Below are 24,007 nucleotides of genomic sequence, written 5' to 3'. Positions count from 1 at the left end.
CTGCGGCGAGCGCGGGCTGCTCTAGGGTAGATCGGCAGGCTTCATCCCCGAAGCTGCGACTTGGACGGCTTGGAGGCGCACGTGGCGGACCGCGATCCCGAGACCATCAAGCGGGATATCGATCAGGCTCGGGAGCAGCTCGCGACCACAGTGGACACACTCGCCGAGCGCGCCAACCCCAGCCGATTGGCCGACGACGTCAAATCCGCGATCGTGCGGTTCGTCACGAAACCGGCGGTGGCGATCTCGCTCGCCGGCGTGGGAGCGCTCACGCTCGTGCTTGTGGTGCGTCGGATCCGGCAGCGCTGAGCGCAAGCGAATCAGCGACGTCGCGCCGAGCGGAACCAGTCGACGACGGAGAAACCGGGGGGATTGGCGACCCGGCCGAGCCGGTTGCACGAATACACGGCGATCGGGACCTGCGCAGTTAATTCGTCGGGCGCATCCGCATCCCCTGCACAGGCTCCGAATGAACCGCCTAGCTGGACCATCAGCTAAGTACCCGTTTCCTTCCGGTCACCGCCCGTCGGGAGGCGTTTGGCTGTTCAGCTAACTAGACTGTAACAGAGATCGCCACCTTACCGCAGTTTGAACCCCGAAATATCGTGAAGCGGAGCCAACCCGCAACTGCCCGAACTGCCCAGCCAACATCTCTGCCAACGGGCACCTGCCCATCTCAGCACACTTGCTGCCGGCGCGCGCGCCAACAAGGCAAATAATTTACGCGACAGTTACTGGCAATCAGCCGCTGGCCGCTGGACGGCGATGTGGCCCGAGAACCGAACGCGACCGTGACGAAGTGGCCACGGTCGCGTCGAAGTTGAAACTGAGTGCGCCGTCAGGGTTTCGAACCCCGGACCCGCTGATTAAGAGTCAGCTGCTCTACCAACTGAGCTAACGGCGCGCGGGTGCGACAATAACAGGCCCCACCACGCAGGGTGAAATTCCCGCTAACTCGGATGGTCGACGACGCCGGCATGGCGCCTCGTGTCCGAGATTGCCCTTAGACTGTTGCCAAGAATCATCGATTTGTCAGCCCTGGTTGCGAGGTGGAGTGAGCAATGTGGCGAGTCCGTTCAGTGGCCCGTCCGCGTCGACGCGCATGGTTGGTGGCTCTTGCGCTGGTTCCCGCCGTGGCGCTCGGGCTGTCCGCATGCGGTGGCAACTCGGCGCCGCCACCGCCGCAGGTGATCGAGCACAAGGGCACCCCGTTCGGTGACCTGCTGATTCCGAAGCTCACCGCGTCGGTGACGGACGGCGCCGTCGGCGTGAGCGTGGATACGCCGGTGACCGTGAGCGCGGGGGACGGCGTGCTCGGCGCGGTCACCATGGTGAACGAGTCCGGGAAGACCGTTGCCGGCAAGTTCAGTCCCGACGGGCTGTCCTGGTCCACCACCGAACCGCTCGGCTTCAACAAGAGCTACACGCTGACGGCGGAATCGCTCGGGCTCGGCGGGGCCACCAAGAGGGAGATGACCTTCGAGACCCATTCGCCGGAAAACCTGACGATGCCCTACGTCATTCCCAACGAGGGTGAGGTGGTCGGCGTCGGGCAGCCGGTCGCAATCCGGTTCGACGAGAACATCCCCAACCGGTTGGCCGCTCAGAAAGCCATCAAGATCAAGACCGACCCGCCGGTCGAGGGTGCGTTCTACTGGCTCAGCAACCGCGAGGTGCGCTGGCGGCCGGCGAAGTACTGGAAGCCCGGCACCAAGGTCGAGGTCGCGGTCAACACCTACGGAGTCGACCTCGGCGACGGCCTGTTCGGCCAGGACAACGTCAGCACGCGCTTCACCATCGGCGACGAAGTGATCACCACCGTCGATGACAGCACCAAGACGCTGACGGTCAAACGCAACGGCGAAGTGATCAAGACCATGCCGGTGTCGATGGGCAAGAACAGCACGCCGACCAACAACGGCACCTACATCGTCGGCGACCGCCTCTCGCACATGGTGATGGATTCGTCCACCTACGGCGTTCCGGTCAACTCGCCCAACGGATATCGCACCGAGGTGGACTGGGCCACCCAGATCTCCTACAGCGGCATTTACGTACACGCCGCGCCGTGGTCGGTGGGCAGCCAGGGCTACAGCAACGTCAGCCACGGCTGCATCAACGTCAGCACCAGCAATGGGCGATGGTTCCATGACAACTCCAAGCGCGGGGACATCGTCGAGATCGTCAACACCGTGGGATCGACGCTGCCCGGCACCGACGGTCTGGGCGACTGGAACATCCCGTGGGAGCAGTGGAAAGCGGGCAACGCCGGCGTCTGACCCGGAAAACGCCGAACGCGGCCCCGGCATCTCTGCCGAGGGCCGCGTTCGTATCTGCGGGGTGGCTGACGGGACTCGAACCCGCGACAGCCAGGATCACAACCTGGTGCTCTACCAACTGAACTACAGCCACCATCGCCGCGTGCCCGAGCGGGCAGGACGGCGACGTCGATACTAGCCGCTCGGACGCTCAGCGACCGAATCGATATCCTTCGGGCCCCCGTTCGAGGAGCCCAATTCTCCGGCGATGGCGGCGATATCGCTGGTCGAAGGTCCCGGGGCCGGCACGAACGCGGTGCGGCGGTAATACTGCAATTCGCGGATCGATTCGTGGATGTCGGCCAGTGCCCGGTGCGCGAGGCCCTTCTCGGGTTGGCCGAAGTAGATCCGGGGATACCAGCGTCTGCACAACTCCTTGATGGAGCTCACATCGATCATCCGATAGTGCAGGTAGTCATCGAGCTTGGGCATGTCGCGGGCGATGAAGCCGCGGTCGGTCGCGATCGAGTTGCCGGCCAGCGGCGCCGTCTTGGCCTGTTTGACGTGCGTGCGGATGTAGTCGAGCACCAGTTCCTCGGCCTCGGGCAGCGTGACGGTCGACGCTCGCACCTCCTCGATGAGCCCCGATCGCGTGTGCATCTCGGTGACCACCGGGATCATCGACGACAACGCCTCGTCGTCGACGTGGATGACTACGTCGAGACCCTCGCCGAGGATGTTGAGGTCTGCGTCTGTCACCAACACCGCGATCTCGATGAGCAAGTCGGACTTCAAGTCGAGGCCGGTCATCTCGCAGTCGATCCATACCAGTTCGTCGCGCACGACGCTCACAGTAAGCCTTACAGCGCTGCGTGGCCCGTTGCACCCGCCCGAACGGCGTGCCCCGCGAGTTAAGGTGCCAGCCATGACCACTGAGCCGACCGCCAGTCCCGCACAGCAGATCGCCGCAGGTTATGCCGTCGAAGGTGCGGCGCTCGAGCTCGGCGGCGTCGTCGTCGACGGCACCTGCGACCCGGCCGCGCAGGTCCGCATTCCGCTGGCCACCGTCAACCGTCACGGGCTGATCGCCGGTGCCACAGGCACCGGCAAGACCAAGTCGCTGCAGGTGCTCGCCGAACAGCTCTCGGCCGCGGGCGTGCCCTGCGTGATGGCCGACGTGAAGGGCGACCTGTCGGGGCTGTCTCGGCCCGGTGAGGCCGACGAGAACATCCAGGCGCGGGCCAAAGACACCGGAGACGCCTGGACGCCGACGACCTATCCGGTCGAGTTTCTGTCGCTGGGCACGTCGGGCATCGGTGTCCCGGTGCGCGCGACGATCTCCAGCTTCGGGCCGATCCTGCTGTCGAAGGTGCTCGAACTGAACGCGACCCAGGAGTCGACGCTGGGCCTGATCTTCCACTGGGCCGATCAGAAGGGCCTCTCGCTGCTCGACCTCAAGGACCTGCGCGCCGTCATCCAATACCTCACCAGCGACGAGGGCAAGCCGGAGCTGAAGGCGCTCGGCGCGGTGTCCAAAACGACGGCGGGCGTGATCCTGCGGGCACTGGTGAACCTCGAAGCCGAGGGCGGCGACACGTTCTTCGGTGAGCCCGAGCTGGAACCCGACGATCTGCTGCGGGTCGACGATCAGGGGCGCGGCATCATCTCGCTGCTCGAGCTCGGCAGCCAGGGCGCACGGCCGGTGATGTTCTCGACGTTCCTGATGTGGGTGCTCGCCGACTTGTTCTCGACGCTGCCCGAGGTCGGCGACCTCGACAAACCCAAGCTGGTTTTCTTCTTCGACGAGGCTCATCTGCTTTTCTCGGACGCGTCCAAGGCGTTCCTCGAGCAGGTCGAGCAGACGGTGAAGCTTATCCGGTCGAAGGGTGTGGGCGTGTTCTTCTGCACGCAGTTGCCCACCGACGTGCCCAACGACGTGCTGTCCCAGTTGGGCGCACGAATTCAGCACGCGCTGCGGGCGTTCACGCCGGACGACGAGAAGGCGCTGTCGAAGACGGTGCGCACATACCCGAAAACCGATGTGTACGAACTCAAGTCGGCGTTGACGTCGCTCGGTATCGGCGAGGCCATCGTCACGGTGCTCTCGGAGAAGGGCGCTCCGACGCCGGTGGCGTGGACGCGGATGCGTGCCCCGCGATCGCTGATGGACACCATCGGACCGGAGGCGATCACCTCGGCGGCGAAAGCCAGTCCGCTGCAAGCCGAATACGGCCAGACCATCGACCGCGAGTCCGCCTACGAACGGCTCAACGCCAAGCTGGCACCGCCGGCGCCGCCCGCCGACGACGCGTTACCTCCGCCGTTGCCACCGGATGTCGGCGGGGCGACCGCCTCGGGTGAGGTGCGCTCGCGCGACACCGCCGAACCCGGGATGCTGGAGAAGATGATGAGCAGCCCCGCGTTCAAGAGCGCGATGCGCTCGGCGGGCACGGTGATCGGTCGTGAGATCACCCGCAGCATCTTCGGCACCGGCCGCCGACGGAGCCGCCGTCGCCGCTGACGCCGCCCATCGAGACTGCTCACAGATCGCGATCCGGCGGAAATTCGCGATCTGTGAGCAGTCTCGTCGCACCAGAGCGTGGGTTATCCGCCTCAGCCGCCGCCGAGTTTCTTGTAGACGGCTCCGACGATCGGCGTCACTATCGACCGCGGCGTGTACCCCGCCGCCACCGACATCGCCTTCGACGTCACGCCGGGGACGACGCGCATCTTGTTGCGCTCCAACGCGTCCAGTGACTGTTTGGCGGTGTACTGCGTCGAAATCCACAAGAAGTCGGGAATCAGCTTCTCCACCAGCGACTGCTCCTCCGCGGAGGGCAGCGTCTCGCGCACGGGGCCTGGGGCGAGCAGCGTCACGTGCACGCCGGCGCGCTTGAGCTCACCGCGCAGCGACTCGCTGAATGTGTTGACGAACGCCTTCGTCGCGGCATAGGTCGCATTGTTGGGAATCGGCGAATTCCCGGCCGCCGAACCGGAAATCAGGATGCCGCCGGCCTTGCGCTCGACCATCCCGGGCAGCACGGCGAGCACCAGGTCGTGCACGCCCAGCACGTTCAGCTGGACCTGCGCCTTCTCGTCCGCCGGATCCAGCGATGCCACGGGGCCGAACGTCGCGGTGCCCGCGTTCGCGCACAAGATCGAGATGTTGCGGGTCGCCAACTCGTCGCACAGCTTGGTGCGTTCGGTCGGGTCGGCCAGGTCGACGGGTCGCACCTCCACCGTCACGCCGTACTGCTCGGTGAGCCGGTCCGCCAGCGCTCGCAGGACATCTTCGCGGCGCGCGGTGATGATCAGGTGGTGTCCACGGGCGGCGAGTTCGGCGGCCAACGCCTCGCCGATGTTCTGCGATGCGCCGGTGACCACTGCGCGGGCATCGGCGCTGGGAGCGGGTACTGACACGCGACGGACTATATCGTGGGCGGACCATGACCGACCCACCCGATTCAGACCTGCTGCCCGCGCGGACCGCCAGTCGGCGGCAGGTCATCTCGTGGGCGTTGTGGGACTTCGGGGCGACCGGGATGAACGCGGTGGCGGTGACCTTCGTGTTCTCGATCTACCTGACCAACTCCGTCGGCGACGACCTGCCTGGCGACATCAGCGCAACCAGCTGGCTGGGGTGGGCGCTGGGCCTGGCCGGGCTCGTGGTCGCGCTGCTGGCCCCGGTGACGGGGGTGTGGGTCGACGCACCGTGGCGGCGGCGGCGCGTGCTGGCCGTGCTCAGCGCGACCGCTGTGGTGCTGATCGCGTCGACGAGCTTTGTCCGCGACGACTACCGCTACCTGGCGCTCGGCCTGCTGCTCCTGGGCTGCGCTTCGGCGTGCAACGAACTCGCCACCGTGCCCTACAACGCGATGCTGCGCCAGCTGTCGACACCGCAGACATCCGGGCAGATCTCCGGATTCGGTTTGGGCCTGGGCTATTTCGGCAGTGTCACGCTGCTGTTGGTGGTGTACCTCGGGTTCATCTCGGGCGACGGTGGAATGTTGAGCCTGCCGGTCGACGACGGCCAAAACGTCAGGGCCGCCATGGTTTTCACGGCCGTCTGGTTCGGGCTGTTCGCCGTGCCGGTGCTGCTCGCCGTGCCCAGCGCGATGCCGGGGCCGATGGACAGCCGCGAAACCGTCGGCTTCATCGGTGGATACCGCAAGCTGTGGACGGACATCCGCAGCGAATGGCGTCGTGACCACAACGTCGTCTATTACCTGATCGCCAGCGCGGTCTTCCGCGACGGCCTCACCGGGATCTTCGCGTTCGGCGCGGTGCTCGGCGTGCGCGTCTACGGCGTCTCGGAGGCCGACGTGCTGTTGTTCGGCGTGAGCGCGAGCACCATCGCCGCGGTCGGCGCCGTCCTCGGCGGTCTGCTCGACGACCGCTTCGGCGCCAAGCCGGTGATCGTCGCCGCGTTGACCGCGATGATCGCCGTCGGTCTCACGCTGATGACGCTCGACGGGGCGCTCGCGTTCTGGATCTGCGGGCTGGCGCTCTGCCTGTTCATCGGCCCGACGCTGTCGTCTGCGCGCACCCTGATGATGCGCCTGTCGGCCGAGGGCAAGGAGGGCGTCGCGTTCGGCCTCTACACCACCACCGGCCGCGCCGTTTCGTACCTGGCGCCCATGCTGTTCTCGGTGTTCATCGCGGTCTTCGACACCGACCGTGCGGGTATGGGCGGGCTGGTCGTCGTGCTCGCCGCCGGGTTGTTGGCCATGCTCGCGGTGCGCGTCCCGCCCCGGCCGACGGGCTAACCGCTGGCGGTGCAGATGGTCAGGCCCGCGCCGGAGCGCTGCTGCACCACGGCGCCGTCGATGGTGATCGAACAGTTCACCTCGCGGCCGACGTTGATGATGCTGACGCTCGCCGACGCGGCGGCCGATTCGGACAACTCCACTTCCTTGCTCCAGGGCAGCATCACGTTGAACTCGGTCTGCAGCAGGCCGCCGCTGTCGACGTAGGTGATGTTGATCGCACGTCCGGTGCCGCTGACGACGTAGACGACGGTCTGCGTCGCACCGGGGGTGGTCCGGCCGGGCGAGGACGGCACGGTGGGCACAGTCGGCAGCGGCAGGCCCGGGTTGGTGGGCGTGCGCGGCGTTGTCGTCGGGGTCGGCGTGGTGTAGTTGGGCTCTTGCATAGGGGGCGGCGCGACGACCGTCTGCTGCTGCGAAGAGTTCACGATCACCAGCGCGATCACCAGGCCGATCACGGTCAGCACCGCGATGCCCGCCAGCAGCCACAGCCAGCGTGGCGACTTCGGTCCCTCCGGCGGTGGCTGGGACGGGTCGCCGGGCGGGTACGGCGCGCCGTACTGGCCGGTTCCGTAGGGGTCGTACCCATACGCGGACGACGGCAGCTGCTCCGTCGGTGCAGGTCCGGGAGGTGCCTGATAGGTGGGGCCGTAGGCCTGGCTGGCGTATGCCGGATCGTTGTATTCCAGGTACGGGTAGCCCTGCGGTTGCTCATCGCGGCCGGGCCGTGGTGTGTCGGTCATACCCACCTCATGGGTGCGAGGGTACCTGTGCGACCGCTCAACTGACCGCCCCTCGGCGCCCGGCTCGCCAGGTATGCAGAATTGGTCCGGTGGGAGAACAGGTTCGCCGGGTCTACGGCGCGTCGATGTCGCCCGACGCGACCGCGTTCGCACACCTGGTCGACGACGGCGGCTTCCCCCGCGCGGTGCAGCGGTTCCTGCGCGGCTGGCGCGCGAGTTCGTCACGCGACGTCGAGCTGCCCATCGAGGGTGCCGTCACCCGGGTGCTGCACTCCGCAGACGGCCACTGGCTCGCCTGCGAGGTTGCGCCCGACGGTGGTACCCGCACGCAGATTTGGGTTGTCACAACGGATCCGGATGACCGCGACGCGCGTCGTATCGACACCTGGCCATCGGAGATGCTGGAAGGGGCCGCCGAGCTGATCAGCTGGGACGGTACGCAAGTCGCCGCGATCCTGACCGGCGAGGACGGTGTCGGCAGTTCCTGTCTGATCGATCCCGCGACCGGTGACACCGTCGTGCTGGACCGCCGCACGAGCGGTCGACTGGTCGATTCGTGGGCCGGCGCCGCGCTGGTGCGGGTCGGGCCGCGCGGCTACCGAGACCTGATCATGCTGCGCGGACGAACCGAAACCGCGCTGCTGCCATACGATCCGGGCTCCACCTCCGATACCGGCATCATCCTTGACGACCATCACCCCCGCCGGCTACGCGCCGGACTGGAAGGCGAGACCACCAAGCTCTACTACCCGGCGAAGGCCTACGACAACAGCACCGAAGGCTTTGTGCGGGCACTGATCCGCAGCGAGAACGGCGCGGAGTACGCGCGTCTACTGGAGGTCACCACCACGGCCGACGGTGTGGCCTACCAGGTCCTCGCCGAGCGTCCGGACCACGAGCTCGACGAGTTCACCGTCAGCGATGACCTGTCCACCGTGGCGATGTTGTGGAACATCCACGGGGCCAGCGAGTTACAGATCCTCGAGCTCGGCGACAACACCCTGCACGAGCCGATCCCGCTGCCCGGCATGGTGGCCACCCAGTTGAGCATCAGCGCGGGCGGGTCGATGCTGGCGGTGACGGTCGAGGGCCCCTCGACCCCGCCGACCGTCGAACTGGTCGACCCCCGCACCGGGGTGTGGGAGATCGTCGACCGCGAACCCAGCTCCGGACCGCTCAGCGCCGATCCGACCCTGGAGACCGTGACGGCGCGGGACGGCCTGCAATTCACCGGCTGGCTGTTCCGCCCGCCCGAGAGCATTCCGACGATCGGCGCGATGCTGTTCCTGCACGGCGGACCCGAGGGGCAGGGCAGACCCGGGTACAACGAGTTCTTCCCGGCGCTGCTCGAGGAGGGCATCAGTGTGTTCCTGCCGAACGTGCGAGGCTCGGGCGGATTCGGCCGGTCGTTCATGCACGCCGATGACCGGGAGCGACGGTTCGCCGCGATCGACGACGTCGCCGATGCGGTGGCGTACCTCGTCGAGCACGACGTCGCGCCCGCTGAACGCATCGCGTGTTGCGGATGGTCCTACGGCGGCTACCTGACCCAGGCGGCGCTCACCTTCCACCCGGACCGGTTCGCCGCCGGAATCAGCATCTGCGGCATGAGCGATCTGAACACCTGGTACCGCACCACCGAGCCGTGGATCGCGGCCGCCGCATACCCGAAGTACGGCCACCCGATCAGTGACCGCGAGCTGCTCGAGCAGCTGTCCCCACTGCAGCGCGTCGAGGCAATGACGGCGCCGTTGCTGCTGGTGCACGGCGCCAATGACACGAACGTTCCGCCCACCGAATCCCAGCAAATGTTCGAAGCGCTGCAAGCGCTTAACCGAAGGGTCGAACTGCTGATGTTCGACGACGACGGCCACGAGATCGACAAACGCGAGAACCGCGCGGTGCTGGTCAAAGCCATGCGCGAGTGGCTGATTGCGTCGTTCGGCGCTCACCGCAGCTTGTAACGCGATTGTGGCCGTAGCCAGGTTTACCGAAATTATCTGCGGGGTAAACACGCTGCGCACGCGCCGACCGGCGCTGTTGAAGGAGGCGCAGCATGCGAGGTGGCGGAATTCTCGGCGTTGTAGTTCTCATCTGGTTGCTGATCGGTGTGGTTGCCGCGTATCAGCGGGATTACTTCAGCAATAGCGAAACCAATTGTGCGACAGCGGGCAGCATCGCCCTCACCGTGGTCGTCGGGCCGTTGAACTACGCGGGCGTCAACCCGAAGGTCACGAACTGCAACCTGCCTGAACCAAGCCAGTGACCAACTGGCACTGAACAACTCAAAAGGAATGGAGTCACGATGATTGTTCTCGGAGCAATTCTGCTCATCCTCGGTCTGGTGTTCGGGATCTCGATCCTGACCTATATCGGTGTGGTGCTGCTCGTCATCGGTGCCGTCTTCTGGATCCTCGGGTCCGTCGGACGTCCGGTCGGTGGGCGAAAAGTCTGGTACTAGCGCCTAGCCGTTCCGACCGGCCGAGGTCAGCGCTGCGACCGTCATCGCCTTCAAGACGGCTCGTGGGTTGGCCTCGGCCGTTTTGGTCGCTCCGGGCTTGAGGACATGCGGTGTGGAGTTCAACAGGCCGAACGTCGCGTGCGCCATCAATCGGGCGTCGGCCTCGGCCAGTGAGTCGTTCGCCTGCCTGAGCACATCCACCCAGATCTCGACGTACTGCCGCTGCGCCTTGCGCACCTGGCGCTTGGCGGAGGCGGGCAGGTTGCCGAGGTCGCGGTCCTGGATTCGGATGAGGTCGGGCTCGCCGAGCGTGAACTCCAGATGGAAGTCGATCAGGCCGTCCAATGCTGAGGCCGGATCCTCGGCGGCCGCGACGACCTCCCTCGCGCCGGCCAGCAGCCGGGTGCTGATCCCGACGAGCAGCTCGACCAGCAACGCCTCCTTGTTGGGGAAGTGCCGGTAGATCGCCGGTCCACTGACGCCTGCCGCGGCGCCGATGTCCTCCAGCCGCACCGCCAGATATCCCCGTTCGGCCACCAGTCGTTCGGCCGCGGCGATCAACTGCGACCGGCGGTCCGATTTCGCCTTGCTGCGGTTGGTGGTGGGCAGCTGAGGGGCCGGAGTAGGGGACAACGCGCCTCCCGCCTGCTGGTAGACATTTGGGTTAATCGTGACTAACATACCACGAGTTAATCGTTATTAACTCAACCGGAACGGGTTCATCGATGACACCGCGGTCTTCACACCGCGAGGAACACCTCGCGTTGGTCGACGAACTGCGTTCGAAGCTCGCCGCTGCGGCGCTCGGCGGCTCCGAGCGCGCCCGCGAGCGCCACGTCAGCCGCGGCAAGCTGCTGCCCCGCGACCGGGTGGACGGCCTGCTCGATCCCGGCAGCCCGTTCCTCGAACTCACCCCGCTCGCCGCCGATGGGATGTACGACGACGAGTGTCCGGGCGCGGGCATCATCACCGGTATCGGCCGGGTCTCGGGCCGGGAGTGCGTGATCGTCGCCAACGACGCGACGGTCAAGGGCGGCACGTACTACCCGATCACGGTCAAGAAACATCTGCGCGCCCAGGAGGTCGCCGGACAGAACCGGCTGCCGTGCATCTACCTCGTCGACTCGGGCGGCGCCTTCCTGCCGCGGCAGGACGAGGTGTTCCCGGACCGGGACCATTTCGGTCGAATCTTCTACAACCAGGCCAATCTGTCGGCCGAGGGCATCCCGCAGATCGCGGCTGTGCTGGGGTCGTGCACCGCGGGCGGCGCGTACGTGCCCGCGATGAGCGACGAGGCCGTGATCGTGCGCAATCAGGGCACCATCTTCCTGGGCGGACCACCCCTGGTGAAGGCGGCGACGGGTGAGGTGGTCACGGCCGAGGAACTCGGCGGCGGCGATCTGCATTCCAAAACCTCCGGTGTGACAGACCATTTGGCCCATGACGATCGCGATGCACTGCATATCGTGCGGCGCATCGTCGCCACGCTCGGTCCCCGCGAGCCGCTGCCGTGGGACGTCCGGCCGGTCGAGGAACCGGTGGCCGACCAGACGGAGCTCTACGATGTGGTGCCGGTCGACTCGCGGGTTCCCTACGACGTACACGAGGTAATCACCCGCATCGTCGACGGTGGCGAGTTCGCCGAGTTCAAGGCCGAGTACGGCAGCACACTGGTCACCGGCTTCGCCCGCATCCACGGCCATCCGGTCGGCATCATCGCCAACAACGGCGTGCTGTTCAGCGAATCAGCGCTCAAGGGAGCGCATTTCATCGAGCTGTGCGACAAGCGGAACACACCGCTGCTCTTCCTGCAGAACATCTCCGGCTTCATGGTCGGCCGTGACTACGAGGCGGGCGGTATCGCCAAGCATGGCGCGAAAATGGTCACCGCGGTGGCGTGCGCGCGGGTGCCGAAGCTGACCGTCGTCATCGGCGGCTCCTACGGAGCGGGCAACTATTCGATGTGCGGGCGCGCGTATTCCCCGCGCTTCCTGTGGATGTGGCCCAACGCACGGATCTCCGTGATGGGCGGTGAGCAAGCTGCCGCGGTGCTGGCGACCGTGCGCGGCGAGATGACGGCCGAGGAGGAGGAGACCTTCAAGGCGCCCATCCGCGCGCAGTACGAACACCAGGGCAACCCCTACTACTCGACCGCACGGTTGTGGGACGACGGGGTTATCGATCCCGCCGACACCAGAACCGTTCTGGGGCTGGCGCTCTCGGTGGTCGGTCAGGCGCCGCTCGAATCGGTTTCCTACGGCGTGTTCCGGATGTGAGTGAAGACATGAACTTCGACACCGTTCTGGTGGCCAACCGCGGCGAGATCGCCGTGCGGGTCATCCGCACGCTGCGGGCGATGGGTATCCGTTCGGTCGCGGTGTTCAGCGATGCCGATGCCGGTGCTCGCCATGTCGCCGAGGCCGACGTCGCGGTCCGCATCGGTCCGGCGGCCGCGCGGGAGAGCTACCTCGACATCGACGCGGTGATCACGGCGGCCCGACGGACCGGCGCGCAGGCCGTCCACCCCGGCTACGGATTCCTCTCGGAGAACGCGCAATTCGCCGCTGCGCTGCAGTCCGCGGGGATCGTGTTCATCGGTCCACCGGTCGGTGCGATCCAGACCATGGGGGACAAGATCGCGGCGAAGGCCGCGGTGTCCGCGTTCGGGGTGCCTGTGGTGCCCGGCGTGTCCCGCCCGGGCCTGACCGACGACGATCTCGTCGCGGGTGCCGAAGAGGTCGGCTTCCCCGTCCTCGTCAAGCCGTCGGCGGGCGGCGGCGGCAAGGGTATGCGCGTCGTGCATGAGCCCACGGAGTTGCCGGCCGCCCTCGTCTCGGCGCGTCGCGAGGCCGCCGCCGCATTCGGCGACGACACGCTGTTTCTCGAACGGTTCGTGTTGAACCCGCGCCATATCGAGGTGCAGGTGCTCGCCGATGGTTACGGCGCCGTGGTGCATCTCGGCGAGCGCGAGTGCAGCCTGCAGCGCCGCCACCAGAAGGTCGTCGAGGAGGCGCCGTCCCCGCTGCTGGACGAGGCAACGCGGGCGCGGATCGGCGCGGCCGCGTGCGACACCGCCCGCAGTGTCGACTACACCGGTGCGGGCACCGTCGAGTTCATCGTGTCCGCCGATCGGCCCGACGAGTTCTTCTTCATGGAGATGAACACCCGCCTGCAGGTCGAGCACCCGGTCACCGAAATGGTCACCGGCGTCGACCTCGTCGAGCAGCAGGTGCGCATCGCGGCGGGGGAGAAGCTGTCCATCGCGCAAGCCGACATCACCATGTCCGGGCACGCGATCGAGGCCCGTGTCTACGCCGAGGATCCTGGGCGCGGCTTCCTGCCGACCGGTGGCCGGGTGCTCGACCTAGCCGAACCGCAGGGGCCCGGCATCCGGGTGGACTCCGGCCTGACCCGGGGTTCGGTGATCGGCAGTGACTATGACCCGATGCTGTCGAAGATCGTCGCCCACGCCGACGACCGGGCCGGTGCCCTACGGGCGTTGGACCGGGCGCTCGCGCAGACCGCGGTCCTCGGTGTCACCACGAATATCGAGTTCCTGCGATTCCTGCTCGCCGACCCCGACGTCGTGGCCGGCCGGCTCGACACCGGTCTGCTCGACCGTCGGAGCCCGGACTTCCGGTCGGCGACCGCGGAGGATGCCGACCTGGCCGCGGCCGCGGCTTACAGGTGGCTGCGGGCGTGGCCGCAACCCGTCGGTGACCTGTGGGCCGTCCCGTCGGGCTGGCGGATGGGCCGGCACGCGCCGACCACGTACCGGTTGCGATCGGGTGAGCGCACCGACCACGTCCACCTGAGCGGCACGCCGACAGCGGCGAGCGCGGTGATCGAGGACGGTCAACCACATTCGCTGTCGGCATCGTTGGCCGGTGACCGGCTGGCGGTCACGTTCGACGACGTGCGCACCGACTACGTCGTCGCAGCCGAGGACGGACGGACCTGGCTGGCCGGTCCCGGTCGCACCGTCGCGGTCGAGGAAGTCCGCGAAGCCCCGGTGCGGCCCGACGACGCGCATAGCGGCGACGCCGAGCTGACCAGCCCGATGCCGGGTTCTGTTGTCGCCGTCGGAGTTACCGACGGAGAACGGGTCGCGGCAGGCGCAGTCGTGGTGACCGTCGAGGCCATGAAGATGGAACACGCCCTGGCGGCGCCGGTCGACGGCGTGGCGGAACTCCTTGTCGCCGTGGGCGATCAGGTGAAGGTGGGCCAGCTGCTGGCACGAGTCGCCGCGGAGACCACCACAGCGGAGAAGGAAGAGCTATGACTGAATTTCTGGCGACCGGCATGCTGCCGGACCACTACGAACAGCTGGCCAAGACGGTCCGCGACTTCGCTCAGAGCGTGGTGGCGCCGGTCGCGGCCAAACACGACGAGGAACACTCGTTCCCGTACGAGGTGGTCGCGGGGATGGCCGACATGGGCCTGTTCGGCCTGCCATTCCCCGAAGAGTACGGCGGCATGGGCGGCGACTACTTCGCGTTGTGCCTCGCGCTGGAGGAACTCGGCAAGGTCGACCAAAGCGTGGCGATCACGCTCGAGGCTGGTGTGTCACTGGGCGCGATGCCGGTGTACCGGTTCGGAACCGAGGAGCAGAAGCAGGAGTGGCTGCCGCTGCTGGCAAGCGGCAAGGCCCTCGGTGCGTTCGGGCTCACCGAAGCCGGCGGCGGTAGCGACGCCGGCGCCACCAAGACGACGGCCAAGCTCGACGATGGGCACTGGGTGATCAACGGGTCCAAGCAGTTCATCACGAACTCGGGCACCGACATCACCAAGCTCGTGACGGTTACGGCCGTCACGGGCGAAAGCGGTGGCAAAAAGGAGATCTCGGCGATCCTGGTGCCCGTTCCGACGCCGGGCTTCACCGCCGAACCGGCGTACAACAAGGTCGGCTGGAACGCGTCGGACACCCACCCGTTGAGCTTCGACGACGTGCGGGTGCCCGAGGAGAACCTGCTCGGCGAACGCGGCCGGGGCTACGCAAACTTCCTGCGCATCCTCGATGAGGGCCGCATCGCGATCGCCGCGCTGTCGGTCGGATCCGCGCAGGGTTGCGTCGACGAATGTGTCCGCTACGCCAAGGAACGCGAGGCGTTCGGCGCCGCGATCGGCACCTACCAGGCGATCGCGTTCAAGATCGCGCGGATGGAGGCACGGGCGCATATCGCGCGCACGGCCTACTACGACGCCGCCGCACTGATGCTGGCCGGAAAGCCGTTCAAGAAGGCGGCTGCGATCGCCAAAATGGTTGCCAGTGAGGCCGCGATGGACAACGCCCGCGATGCAACGCAGATCTTCGGGGGCTACGGCTTCATGAACGAATATCCCGTTGCACGGCACTACCGTGACAGCAAGATCCTCGAAATCGGTGAGGGCACAACCGAAGTGCAGTTGATGCTGATCGGACGGGAGCTGGGTCTGTGAGCGGACAAGACGCTTCGAAGAAGGTCGTGATCCAGCGTGGGTTGTGGTACGAGGAGTTCGAGACCGGCGTGCTGTACCAGCATCGGCCGGGGCGCACCATCACCGAGGCGGACAACGTCCTGTTCACGACGCTGACGATGAACACCCAGGCGCTGCATCTGGACGCCGCGTTCTCAGATGCTTTGCCGCCGTTCAACCAGCGGCTGGTCAACTCGATGTTCACGCTGTCCACGCTGGTCGGGCTGTCGGTGGCGCAGCTGACGCAGGGCACCATCGTCGGCAATCTCGGGTTCGGCGAGATCGCGTTCCCGAAGCCGCTCTTCCACGGCGACACCCTGTACGCGGAGTCCGAGGTGCTCGAGAAGCGGGAGTCGAAGAGCCGGCCGGGTGAGGGGATCGTGACGTTCGCGCACACCGGCCGCAACCAGCACGGTGACATCGTGGCGACGGCGTCGCGCAAGACGATGGTGCGCATGAAGCCGGCGGAGCAGAGCTGATGGCCCTCGACAAGCCGGGCGTCGCCTGGTTGTTCTGCCCGGCCGACCGCCCGGAACGGTTCGAAAAGGCCGCCGCTGCCGCCGATGTCGTGATCCTCGACCTCGAGGACGGGGTCGCGGCCAAGGACCGGGAGGCCGCCCGCGCAGCGCTGGTCGACAGTCCGCTGGACCCGGCCCGCACGGTGGTGCGGGTCAACCCGAGCGCCACCGCCGATCACCAACTGGACCTCGAGGCGCTGTCGAAGACCTCCTACACCACTGTCATGCTCGCCAAAACCGAGGACCCGCAACAGGTGCGCGACCTCGCACCGCTGGATGTCGTCGTGCTGATCGAGACGCCGCTCGGTGTGCTCGCGGTGACCGATCTGGCGCGCATGGACAACGCGGTCGCGCTGATGTGGGGCGCCGAGGACCTGTTCGCGGTCACCGGCGGCACGGCCAACCGCTATCCCGACGGCAGCTACCGCGAGGTCGCCAGGCACGTGCGCTCGCAGACGCTGCTCGCGGCCAAGGCGTACGGGCGGCTGGCGCTGGACTCGGTGTTTCTCGACATCAAGAACCTCGACGGTCTGCGCGCCGAGGTCGACGACGCGGTGGCCGTCGGTTTCGACGTGAAGGTCGCGATCCATCCGTCGCAGGTCGCGGTCATTCGGGAGGGCTATGCTCCGTCGGCTGATCAGGTCGAATGGGCGCGACACGTGCTGGCTGCCGCCCGCGATGCTAGGGGTGTCTTCCAATTCGAAGGCATAATGGTGGATGCCCCAGTACTGCGGCGGGCAGAGCGAATCGTCGCGTTAGCGCCACACCCCGGCGACTAGCCGACACCCCCACACCGGGGGCCTGCTCTGAACGTCTCCGTGCTGAGCACCTCAGTCGCCTGACGGCGCGATCCGCCGTCAGTGACCCTAGGAGGCGGTATGGCAGGGTCTGTTCAGGCATCCCTGGATGTCGAGTTGCAGCCGGTTCAACTGGTCGCCCCGGACGGGACGCCGACCACCGCGAGCGCCGCCTCTCGATACCGCCGAGACCTCCCACCCGAGACGTTGTCGTGGCTCTACGAGTCGATGGTCGTCACGCGCGAAATCGACACTGAGTTCGTCAACCTGCAGCGACAGGGCGAGTTGGCGCTGTTCGCGTCGTGCCGCGGGCAGGAGGCCGCGCAGATCGGCGCCGCCGCCTGCCTACGCAAAACCGATTGGCTGTTCCCGCAGTACCGGGAGATCGGCGCGTTTCTGCTGCGCGGAATCAGTCCCGCCCAGATGGGCGCCGTGTGGCGCGGTAAGTGGCACGGTGGGCTCGGGTTCACCGAAAAATGCGTCGCCCCGATCGCGATCCCGATCGGCACCCACGGACTGCACGCGGTCGGCGCCGCGATGGCCGCGCAACGCCTCGGTGAGGATTCGGTGACGGTGGCGTTCATCGGCGACGGCGCCACCAGCGCGGGCGACGTCCACGAGGCAGTCAACTTCGCCGCGGTGTACCGGGCGCCGTGCGTGTTCTTCGTGCAGAACAACCAGTGGGCCATCTCGGTGCCCGTCAGCAAGCAGCTGGCCGCGCCGTCGATCGCGCATCGCGCCCCCGGCTACGGCATACCCGGCGTCCGCGTCGACGGCAACGACGTGCTGGCCTGCTATCAGGTGGTGGCGGAGGCGGCAGCTCGTGCACGCGAGGGTTGTGGCCCCACATTGATCGAGGCCATCACCTATCGCATGGGACCGCACACCACTTCCGACGACCCGACCCGCTACCGGTCGCAGGAGGAGGTCGACGCATGGGCGGCCCGCGATCCGATCAGTCGCTACCGCACGTATCTGCAGTCGATTGACGTCTGGACCGACCGGCTCGAGGAACGCGTGCGGGCCAGATCGAAACGGCTGCGCGCCGAATTACGCGAGGCCATCGTCGGGGCCGAGGACTTCGACGTCTCCGAGATCTTCGACACCGTCTACCACGACATCACGCCCGACTTGGCGGCCCAGCGCGAACAACTGACGGCCGAACTGGCGAAGGAGGCGTGACATGACCCAGATCATCGAACGGCCCCCGATGCACGGCGACGACGCACCGGAGCCGCGCGGACCGCTGCTGACGCCGGTGCCGGCGGACTCTGTTCTGCCGACGCTGACCATGGCGCAGGCCATCAACCGCGCCCTGCACGACGCGATGGCCTCCGACGATCGGGTGCTCGTGTTCGGCGAAGACGTGGCCACCCTCGGCGGCGTGTTCCGGGTCACCGAGGGCCTGGCCGAAACCTTCGGCGAGCAGCGCTGTTTCGACACCCCGCTGGCGGAGTCGGCGATCGTCGGCATCGCAGTCGGAATGGCGATCCGCGGACTCGTACCCGTCCCGGAGATCCAGTTCGACGGGTTCGCCGCCCCGGCATTCGATCAGATCGTCAGCCATCTGGCCAAATACCGGATGCGTACCCGCGGCGGCCTCGACATGCCGGTGACCATCCGCATCCCGTCGTTCGGCGGAATCGGTGCCGTCGAACATCATTCGGAGTCCACCGAAACCTATTGGCTGCACACCGCCGGATTGAAGGTGGCGGTTCCGTCGACACCGTCGGATGCGTATTGGCTGCTGCGCCAGTCGATCACCAGCCGCGACCCCGTCATCTACCTCGAGCCCAAGCGCCGGTACTGGGTGCGTGAACCGGTCGACACCACCACACCGGGTCTTCCGCTCGGTCGGGCGGCGATCCGGCGTGCCGGCGCGGACGTCACCGTGGTGACATACGGTCCGCTGGTCGCCACCGCGCTGAGCGCAGCGGAAATCGCTGCCGAGCATCATGACTGGAACATCGAGGTGCTCGACCTGCGCACGTTGAACCCGTTGGACTTCGACGCGGTCGCCGAATCGGTGCGACGCACCGGCCGGGTCGTGGTGATGCACGAAGGCCCGCGCACGTTGGGCTTCGGCGCCGAACTGGCCGCCCGAATCCAGGAGGAGTTGTTCTACGACCTGGAGGCTCCGGTGTTGCGGGCCACGGGATTCGACACGCCGTATCCGCCTGCCCGGCTGGAGAAACTGTGGCTGCCCGGGGTGGACCGGCTGCTCGACTGCGTCGAACGAACGTTGGAGCAGCCGTGAGCGTGATGGATTTCCGGGTTCCCGATCTCGGCGAGGGACTCGAAGACGCGACGATCACCGCGTGGAGCGTCTCGGTCGGCGACGACGTCGAGCTGAACCAGACGCTGTGCACCGTCGAGACCAACAAGGCCGAAGTCGAGATCCCGAGTCCCTACGCGGGCCGCATCGTCGAACTCGGCGGGCGCGAGGGCGACACGTTGCCCGTCGGCGCCACGCTGGTGCGCATCGCGACCGATGCCGAGCCGCCCGCCCAGAAGCGCAAACCCGTACTGGTCGGGTACGGCGCCGACGACGCCATGGACAACAGCAGGCGGTCGAGCACGCCGCCGCCACACCGCGGTCGCGCCAAGCCACCGGTCCGGAAACTGGCCGCCGAGCTCAACGTGGACCTGGGCGCGCTGGCCGGTTCCGGTCCCGGCGGTATGATCACCCGCGAAGACGTGCTCGCAGCCGCGGGCCGGTCCGCGCCGAGCCCCGACATGGTGGCGGTGCGCGGTGTACAGGCCGAGATGGCGCACCGAATGACCTTGTCACGCAGGGAGATTCCAGACGCCCACGCCTCTGTCCAGGTCGACGGGACGAACCTGCTCCGGCTGCGCGACCGGCTGGGCGACCGAGCCGAGGAGGACGCGCCGGTCACGCCGTTCGTGCTGACGCTGCGGCTGTTGACGATCGCGCTGCGGCATCACCCGAACCTGAACGCCACCTGGGTCGACACCACCGACGGCGCGCAGATCCACCTGCATTCGGCCGTGCATCTCGGGTTCGGGCTCGCGGCGCCGCGCGGCCTGTTGGTGCCGGTGGTCACCGATGCGCATCTCAAGACGACCCGGGAACTGGCGGTGACGGTTGCGCGGCTGATCCGCGAGACCCGGGCGGGCACCGTCAAACCCACCGAACTGCAGGGCTCGACGTTCACCGTGTCGAACTTCGGGGCGCTCGGACTGGATGAGGGCGTGCCCGTGATCAACTACCCCGAGGCCGCCATCCTCGGCGTCGGCGCGCTCAAGCCGCGCGCGGTCGTCGTCGACGGTGCAGTCGTCGCGCGGCCCACGATGAACCTCACCTGCGCCTTCGACCATCGCATCGCCGACGGTGCGCAGGTGGCAGCCTTCCTGGGAGAACTGCGCGACCTCATCGAAGCACCGGAGACAGCGCTGCTCGATCTCTAGCTATCTGCGTTTCGCGGCGGCGAGGCGCTGCTGAAACTCCGGCGACTGGATCGAGGCGGCCTGCGGGCCCAATTCGATGCCGACCGCGACGCCGTGCTGGTCGGTGTCGACGGCGCCGGGGTTGACCGTCGCCCGCATCGACGCCTTGGTCGACAGCACCACCTCGCGCGGTGCGCCGGCCGGGCCTGCGGCCAACTCGCGGGCCGCGGCCACCGGATCGTCGGCGACCGCAAGCGCCAACCCGTGCCGCACGGCCGATTCCGCATCGAAACGCATGCCGAACAGCAGCGAGGCGCGCGCAACCTGCGGCCCCACGGCGCGCTGCAGCATCCAGGTCGCACCACCGCCCGGGTGGATGCCCAGCTTCTGGAAGCGTGGGTCGAACAGCGCCGCCGGCCCCGCGATGCGCATGTCGGCGGCCAGCGCCAGGTTCAGTCCCGCCCCGACCGCTGCACCGTTGACCGCCGCGATCGTCGGCAGCTTGCAGTGGGCGACCGCCAGGAAACCGTCGTAGATCCTGCGCAAGCCGTCCTCGGTGGCCTCGCCGAGTGCGCTCAGATCCGCTCCGGCGCAGAACGCCTTACCCGCGCCGGTGACGATCAGCGCGTGTACATCGGGATCGGCCTCGGCGGCATCGACGGCTTCGCGCAGCGCGGCGGATATCTCGAAGGTGACGGCGTTGCGGCGTTCCGGGTCGTTGACGGTCAGGACTGCGATGCGGTCCTCGATGTGGACCAGTACCGGATCAGACACCCGCTCAGCCTAATGACCGATGCGGGCCGGGTTCAGTTGGCGACCGTGAGCGTGACGTTGTGCAGTGCCACGGCGACGTCGGTGGGCAGGATGTCGACGAAGGTCGGGGCGTTACGGTCGGCCGGCGCCGAGGCGATCACATTCGCGGGATAGCTCGGGCTGCACGGGAAGTTGTGGCATCGGTACCAGAAGCCCTGTGCGCTCTGATACGGCGGCATGCTCGGTGCCTGGTCGACCCGGTAGCGGCCCGGTTCGATCGTTGCCGTCGCCCACCCCGGCCGGGGATTGGTGATGACGTTGAAGACGCCGTTGCTGCCATAGCTCGGCGGGCCGGCGTGCACGGGTGCCGCGAGCGATCCCATCAGCACTGCACTGGCTGTGAGGGCCGCAAGGCCGCGCCCGATGTTCACGTCGACGAGTGTATCGACCGCGTGCGCATTACGCTGCGGCGTCGGCGTTTCCGGCGGCGGAGTCCACGGAGTCGTCCTGGGTATCGGTGTCGGTGTCGGTGTCGCGGCCGATCGGGTCTGCATCGATCGGCTCGGTGCCGACCTGCTCCGACGGAGCTGTGGTGATCGACTCTTCCTCGGCCGCAACGTCTTCCGGATCCTCTTTGGTGTCGTCCACACCGGGGGTACCGGGCTCGGCCTTTATGCTGTCCCGCACGACGTTGATCTGCGGCTTGCGCTTGACCGCTGACGGCGTGGTGTCCGGATTGGACTGTTCCGCCGTCGCCGCCAGCGACCGTCGCTCGGTGTCCTCGTTGTCCTCGATATCCGCGTTGTCCTCGTTGTCCGTGGTGTCCTTGGTGGCCGGCTCCTGCGACTGAGCGGGCGGCGAGACCGACGTAAGGCCCTGCTGGATCGCGGTCGGGACCTTCGCCGCGGCGGCCAACAGCTCGGCGGGCGAGGGGAAGAGCCGGGCCGGGCGGTAGGCGCTGGGATCGCTGGGTATCGGGTTGCCGCCGTAGTACGCCGAGTCCACGACGACCTTCAGCAGCGGCCCGGTCAGATCGGCGATTTGGTCACCGAAGACGTCGCGAATCAGCCGGGTCAGCGGCAGCTCTTCGGCGGTGTACGTGACGTACGTCGTGTTGTTTCTGGTGGTGACGTAGGTCGTGATCCTGTCCGCGGGGGAGCTGCAGCGCGCGTCGGGGCAGTCGAGGACGGCGCCGGACACCGTGATCGCGCAGGTGTTCGCGCCGCAGGAGACGGTCGGCTTACCCTCGGCGTCGACCGGCAGATCGCGCTCGGACTGGTTCAGGCGCGTGTAGAGGTAGCCCACCAACGAGTTGACCGCGGCCACCGGGTTGAGCACGTCGGCCGGGGCGTTGGAGTTGTAGTCGTACTCGTAGCCGATGTTGACCGCGCGCAGGGCGGGCACGTCACTCGGAGTCGGGATCGGGTTGACCCCGATCAGCGCGAACCACGGGTATCTGGTGCCGAAACCGCCATCGGGCCGCGCGACGTCGTTGTCGAGGATGAAGACGGTTTGGTCCAGGTCGGGTCGGTCCCGCAGCAGCAGCAAACTGGCGTTGGCCGCCCCCCAGCCGGAGGCCAGCACCGCGTTGCGCTCGCCGGCGTTGTCATCGAGCGCCTGCTGGATGCCGGCGGGCCCGGTGCGAAAGTCGACGTAGACGATGTCGTTGCCGCCGTCGTAGTTCGTGTAGATGGGATCGTTGAACTTCCCGCCGAAGAATTCGGTCACTCCCTCGCCGGTCGGGTTCGTCGAACTGCCGACGACGATCAGGGCCGACAGGTCGACCAGCGTTGCCGAGATCGAGGCCGGGTGGGTTACGGCCAGGCCGACCACACTGGTCGCGACGCCGGCCGCGGCGACGGTCATCGCAAACCTCGTCGCCCGCTTGCCCCCGGATCCGGCCATCCCGTCGTCCTTCCCGCCCCCCACGCAGCAAACGCGCGCGGCTGCCGGAAATGGTACGCGAGGCCGGCCGCTACAGTTTGGCGATCAGCGCGGCTGCGCGGACGTCGTCCCCGACGGTCAACGCGATGTGCACCCCATCTTCGCGCTGCGCCCACCGGAGGCTGACATCCTCGCCGTAGCGGATCGGCCTGCGGTACTCGACGACCGCGCGATACGGGGCGCGGCACACCTCAGGGGTCAACGGCATCACTTCGTGGACGGCGTGCCAGTAGGCGGTGTTGGTGACGTGCTCGAAGATGTCGATGTCGGTGCGACGCAACGGAAATGGCGTCTCGTCGGTGGCGTCCTCGAGGTTCGTCAGCCAGGGCCGCCACTTGAGGCGCAGCTCGTCGGTGGTTGTCGCGAAGCGCGCGATCAGGCTGTCGGAGGCGCGCTGCGGCGTCAGCGTCTTGCTGTTGATGGCGATCCAGAAGCCCTCGGTCTCGATCCGGCCACCGTCGCTGCCGACCAGGTCGACGCGCATCGTGCACCATCGGGTCGACAGCGCCGAGCACCACCGACTGAACGAGACCTCGTTGGGAAACTCGATCGGCTCGATCACGTCGATGACGGTGCGCTGGACAAGCCAGTGCGGGTGGTCGTCGGCCTCGCCGGCATCGACGAGGTGCTGCGCGCCGACCTCCTGGATATAGCGCGCCACGCCGTCCAGGCGCAGATGCAGGTTGCCGTCGATGTCGCCGGTCGCGACCGGCCATGCAGTCCGGTAGACGTAACCGGTCTGCGGTAGCGGACTCAGCCGGTGCTCGCCGTCGTTGGTTGGCATCGGGTCATGTGTAGCAGGCCGGAGATCTCATCCCTGCGCCCCCTGTCTGACGTCGGTTGATCCTTGACGAATCTGTTTCGGTTGATCCTTGACACTCGGTGTTAGTGGTTTAGGCCTG

The 24,007-nt window shown here is 67.3% G+C and carries 23 protein-coding genes and 2 tRNA genes; 15 read left to right on the top strand and 10 right to left on the bottom strand.

Features of this window, described 5'->3' with window-relative positions:
• The first annotated feature begins 81 nt into the window (after positions 1-81).
• Positions 82-309 (top strand): DUF3618 domain-containing protein, encoded by a 228-nt coding sequence (locus tag AU185_RS22110; RefSeq protein ID WP_059102090.1) that lies wholly within the window; start codon positions 82-84, stop codon positions 307-309.
• 522 nt (positions 310-831) lie between these two features.
• On the opposite strand, the gene AU185_RS22105 is transcribed toward AU185_RS22110, so the two are convergent.
• A tRNA-Lys gene (locus AU185_RS22105) sits at positions 832-904 on the bottom strand.
• A 157-nt stretch (positions 905-1,061) separates the two neighbouring features.
• Here AU185_RS22105 and AU185_RS22100 point away from each other — a divergent pair.
• On the top strand, positions 1,062-2,279 hold the full coding sequence (locus AU185_RS22100) for a L,D-transpeptidase (RefSeq protein ID WP_059101894.1): 1,218 nt from the start codon (positions 1,062-1,064) through the stop codon (positions 2,277-2,279).
• Between the two features lie 60 nt (positions 2,280-2,339).
• Here the strand turns inward: AU185_RS22100 and AU185_RS22095 are convergent.
• Positions 2,340-2,412 (bottom strand) — tRNA-His (locus tag AU185_RS22095).
• A 41-nt stretch (positions 2,413-2,453) separates the two neighbouring features.
• Positions 2,454-3,101: an oligoribonuclease gene (gene orn / locus AU185_RS22090; protein ID WP_059102089.1), complete on the bottom strand. Its 648-nt coding sequence runs from the start codon at positions 3,099-3,101 to the stop codon at positions 2,454-2,456.
• A gap of 82 nt (positions 3,102-3,183) precedes the next feature.
• On the opposite strand from orn, the gene AU185_RS22085 reads away from it, so the two are divergent.
• Positions 3,184-4,779: a helicase HerA-like domain-containing protein gene (locus AU185_RS22085; RefSeq protein WP_059101893.1), complete on the top strand. Its 1,596-nt coding sequence runs from the start codon at positions 3,184-3,186 to the stop codon at positions 4,777-4,779.
• 92 nt (positions 4,780-4,871) lie between these two features.
• On the opposite strand, the gene cmrA is transcribed toward AU185_RS22085, so the two are convergent.
• On the bottom strand, positions 4,872-5,678 hold the full coding sequence (cmrA, locus tag AU185_RS22080) for a mycolate reductase (RefSeq protein WP_059101892.1): 807 nt from the start codon (positions 5,676-5,678) through the stop codon (positions 4,872-4,874).
• A gap of 26 nt (positions 5,679-5,704) precedes the next feature.
• Here cmrA and AU185_RS22075 point away from each other — a divergent pair, with 26 nt between their 5' ends.
• A complete protein-coding gene (locus AU185_RS22075) occupies positions 5,705-7,024 on the top strand; it encodes an MFS transporter (protein ID WP_059101891.1) in 1,320 nt (439 codons plus the stop codon).
• Here AU185_RS22075 and AU185_RS22070 read toward each other — a convergent pair.
• Positions 7,021-7,767 (bottom strand): MmpS family transport accessory protein, encoded by a 747-nt coding sequence (locus AU185_RS22070; protein ID WP_059102088.1) that lies wholly within the window; start codon positions 7,765-7,767, stop codon positions 7,021-7,023. The two genes, AU185_RS22075 and AU185_RS22070, sit on opposite strands and share 4 nt — an antisense overlap.
• Positions 7,768-7,892: 125 nt before the next feature.
• Between AU185_RS22070 and AU185_RS22065 the strand changes: the two genes are divergently transcribed.
• From AU185_RS22065 to AU185_RS25395, 3 genes are all read left to right on the top strand, one after another.
• On the top strand, positions 7,893-9,731 hold the full coding sequence (locus tag AU185_RS22065) for an alpha/beta hydrolase family protein (protein WP_082684046.1): 1,839 nt from the start codon (positions 7,893-7,895) through the stop codon (positions 9,729-9,731).
• 92 nt (positions 9,732-9,823) lie between these two features.
• Complete coding sequence (locus AU185_RS22060) at positions 9,824-10,033, top strand: hypothetical protein (protein WP_059101890.1); 210 nt, start codon at positions 9,824-9,826, stop codon at positions 10,031-10,033.
• A gap of 39 nt (positions 10,034-10,072) precedes the next feature.
• Positions 10,073-10,228, top strand: coding sequence for a hypothetical protein (locus AU185_RS25395; RefSeq protein WP_165606493.1), 156 nt, complete (start codon positions 10,073-10,075; stop codon positions 10,226-10,228).
• A gap of 3 nt (positions 10,229-10,231) precedes the next feature.
• Here the strand turns inward: AU185_RS25395 and AU185_RS22055 are convergent, their stop codons facing one another.
• Entirely contained in the window at positions 10,232-10,861 is a 630-nt protein-coding gene (locus AU185_RS22055; RefSeq protein WP_059101889.1) for an SACE_7040 family transcriptional regulator, read from the bottom strand.
• A gap of 92 nt (positions 10,862-10,953) precedes the next feature.
• On the opposite strand from AU185_RS22055, the gene AU185_RS22050 reads away from it, so the two are divergent.
• The 8 genes from AU185_RS22050 (at position 10,954) to AU185_RS22015 (ending at position 20,429) form a co-directional block, all read left to right on the top strand.
• On the top strand, positions 10,954-12,504 hold the full coding sequence (locus AU185_RS22050; protein WP_059101888.1) for a carboxyl transferase domain-containing protein: 1,551 nt from the start codon (positions 10,954-10,956) through the stop codon (positions 12,502-12,504).
• A gap of 8 nt (positions 12,505-12,512) precedes the next feature.
• On the top strand, positions 12,513-14,510 hold the full coding sequence (locus AU185_RS22045; protein ID WP_059101887.1) for an acetyl-CoA carboxylase biotin carboxylase subunit: 1,998 nt from the start codon (positions 12,513-12,515) through the stop codon (positions 14,508-14,510).
• Positions 14,507-15,667, top strand: coding sequence for an acyl-CoA dehydrogenase family protein (locus AU185_RS22040; RefSeq protein ID WP_059101886.1), 1,161 nt, complete (start codon positions 14,507-14,509; stop codon positions 15,665-15,667). The genes AU185_RS22045 and AU185_RS22040 overlap by 4 nt, the downstream gene beginning before the upstream one ends.
• Positions 15,664-16,164 carry a MaoC family dehydratase gene (locus AU185_RS22035; RefSeq protein WP_059101885.1) on the top strand — a complete coding sequence of 167 codons (501 nt, stop codon included), beginning with the start codon at positions 15,664-15,666 and terminating at the stop codon, positions 16,162-16,164. Before AU185_RS22040 ends, AU185_RS22035 begins: the two co-directional genes overlap by 4 nt.
• Complete coding sequence (locus AU185_RS22030; protein WP_059101884.1) at positions 16,164-16,982, top strand: HpcH/HpaI aldolase/citrate lyase family protein; 819 nt, start codon at positions 16,164-16,166, stop codon at positions 16,980-16,982. Before AU185_RS22035 ends, AU185_RS22030 begins: the two co-directional genes overlap by 1 nt.
• Positions 16,983-17,081: 99 nt before the next feature.
• Positions 17,082-18,182, top strand: a complete 1,101-nt coding sequence (pdhA, locus tag AU185_RS22025; RefSeq protein ID WP_059101883.1) for a pyruvate dehydrogenase (acetyl-transferring) E1 component subunit alpha — start codon at positions 17,082-17,084, stop codon at positions 18,180-18,182.
• Position 18,183: 1 nt separating this feature from the next.
• On the top strand, positions 18,184-19,257 hold the full coding sequence (locus tag AU185_RS22020; RefSeq protein ID WP_059101882.1) for an alpha-ketoacid dehydrogenase subunit beta: 1,074 nt from the start codon (positions 18,184-18,186) through the stop codon (positions 19,255-19,257).
• 5 nt (positions 19,258-19,262) lie between these two features.
• Positions 19,263-20,429: a dihydrolipoamide acetyltransferase family protein gene (locus tag AU185_RS22015; protein WP_502688000.1), complete on the top strand. Its 1,167-nt coding sequence runs from the start codon at positions 19,263-19,265 to the stop codon at positions 20,427-20,429.
• Here AU185_RS22015 and AU185_RS22010 read toward each other — a convergent pair whose 3' ends face one another.
• From AU185_RS22010 to AU185_RS21995, 4 genes are all read right to left on the bottom strand, one after another.
• Complete coding sequence (locus AU185_RS22010) at positions 20,430-21,182, bottom strand: enoyl-CoA hydratase (protein ID WP_059101880.1); 753 nt, start codon at positions 21,180-21,182, stop codon at positions 20,430-20,432.
• Positions 21,183-21,214: 32 nt separating this feature from the next.
• Complete coding sequence (locus AU185_RS22005; protein WP_059102086.1) at positions 21,215-21,544, bottom strand: hypothetical protein; 330 nt, start codon at positions 21,542-21,544, stop codon at positions 21,215-21,217.
• 76 nt (positions 21,545-21,620) lie between these two features.
• On the bottom strand, positions 21,621-23,066 hold the full coding sequence (locus AU185_RS22000) for a PE-PPE domain-containing protein (RefSeq protein ID WP_059101879.1): 1,446 nt from the start codon (positions 23,064-23,066) through the stop codon (positions 21,621-21,623).
• Between the two features lie 70 nt (positions 23,067-23,136).
• Positions 23,137-23,889 carry an acyl-[acyl-carrier-protein] thioesterase gene (locus AU185_RS21995; RefSeq protein ID WP_059101878.1) on the bottom strand — a complete coding sequence of 251 codons (753 nt, stop codon included), beginning with the start codon at positions 23,887-23,889 and terminating at the stop codon, positions 23,137-23,139.
• Between the last annotated feature and the right edge of the window lie 118 nt (positions 23,890-24,007).

This window comes from Mycobacterium sp. GA-0227b (assembly GCF_001499855.1).
Lineage (GTDB): Bacteria > Actinomycetota > Actinomycetes > Mycobacteriales > Mycobacteriaceae > Mycobacterium.
The sequence above is the reverse complement of the archived record's forward strand: the minus strand, read 5'-3'. Positions and strand labels throughout refer to the sequence as shown.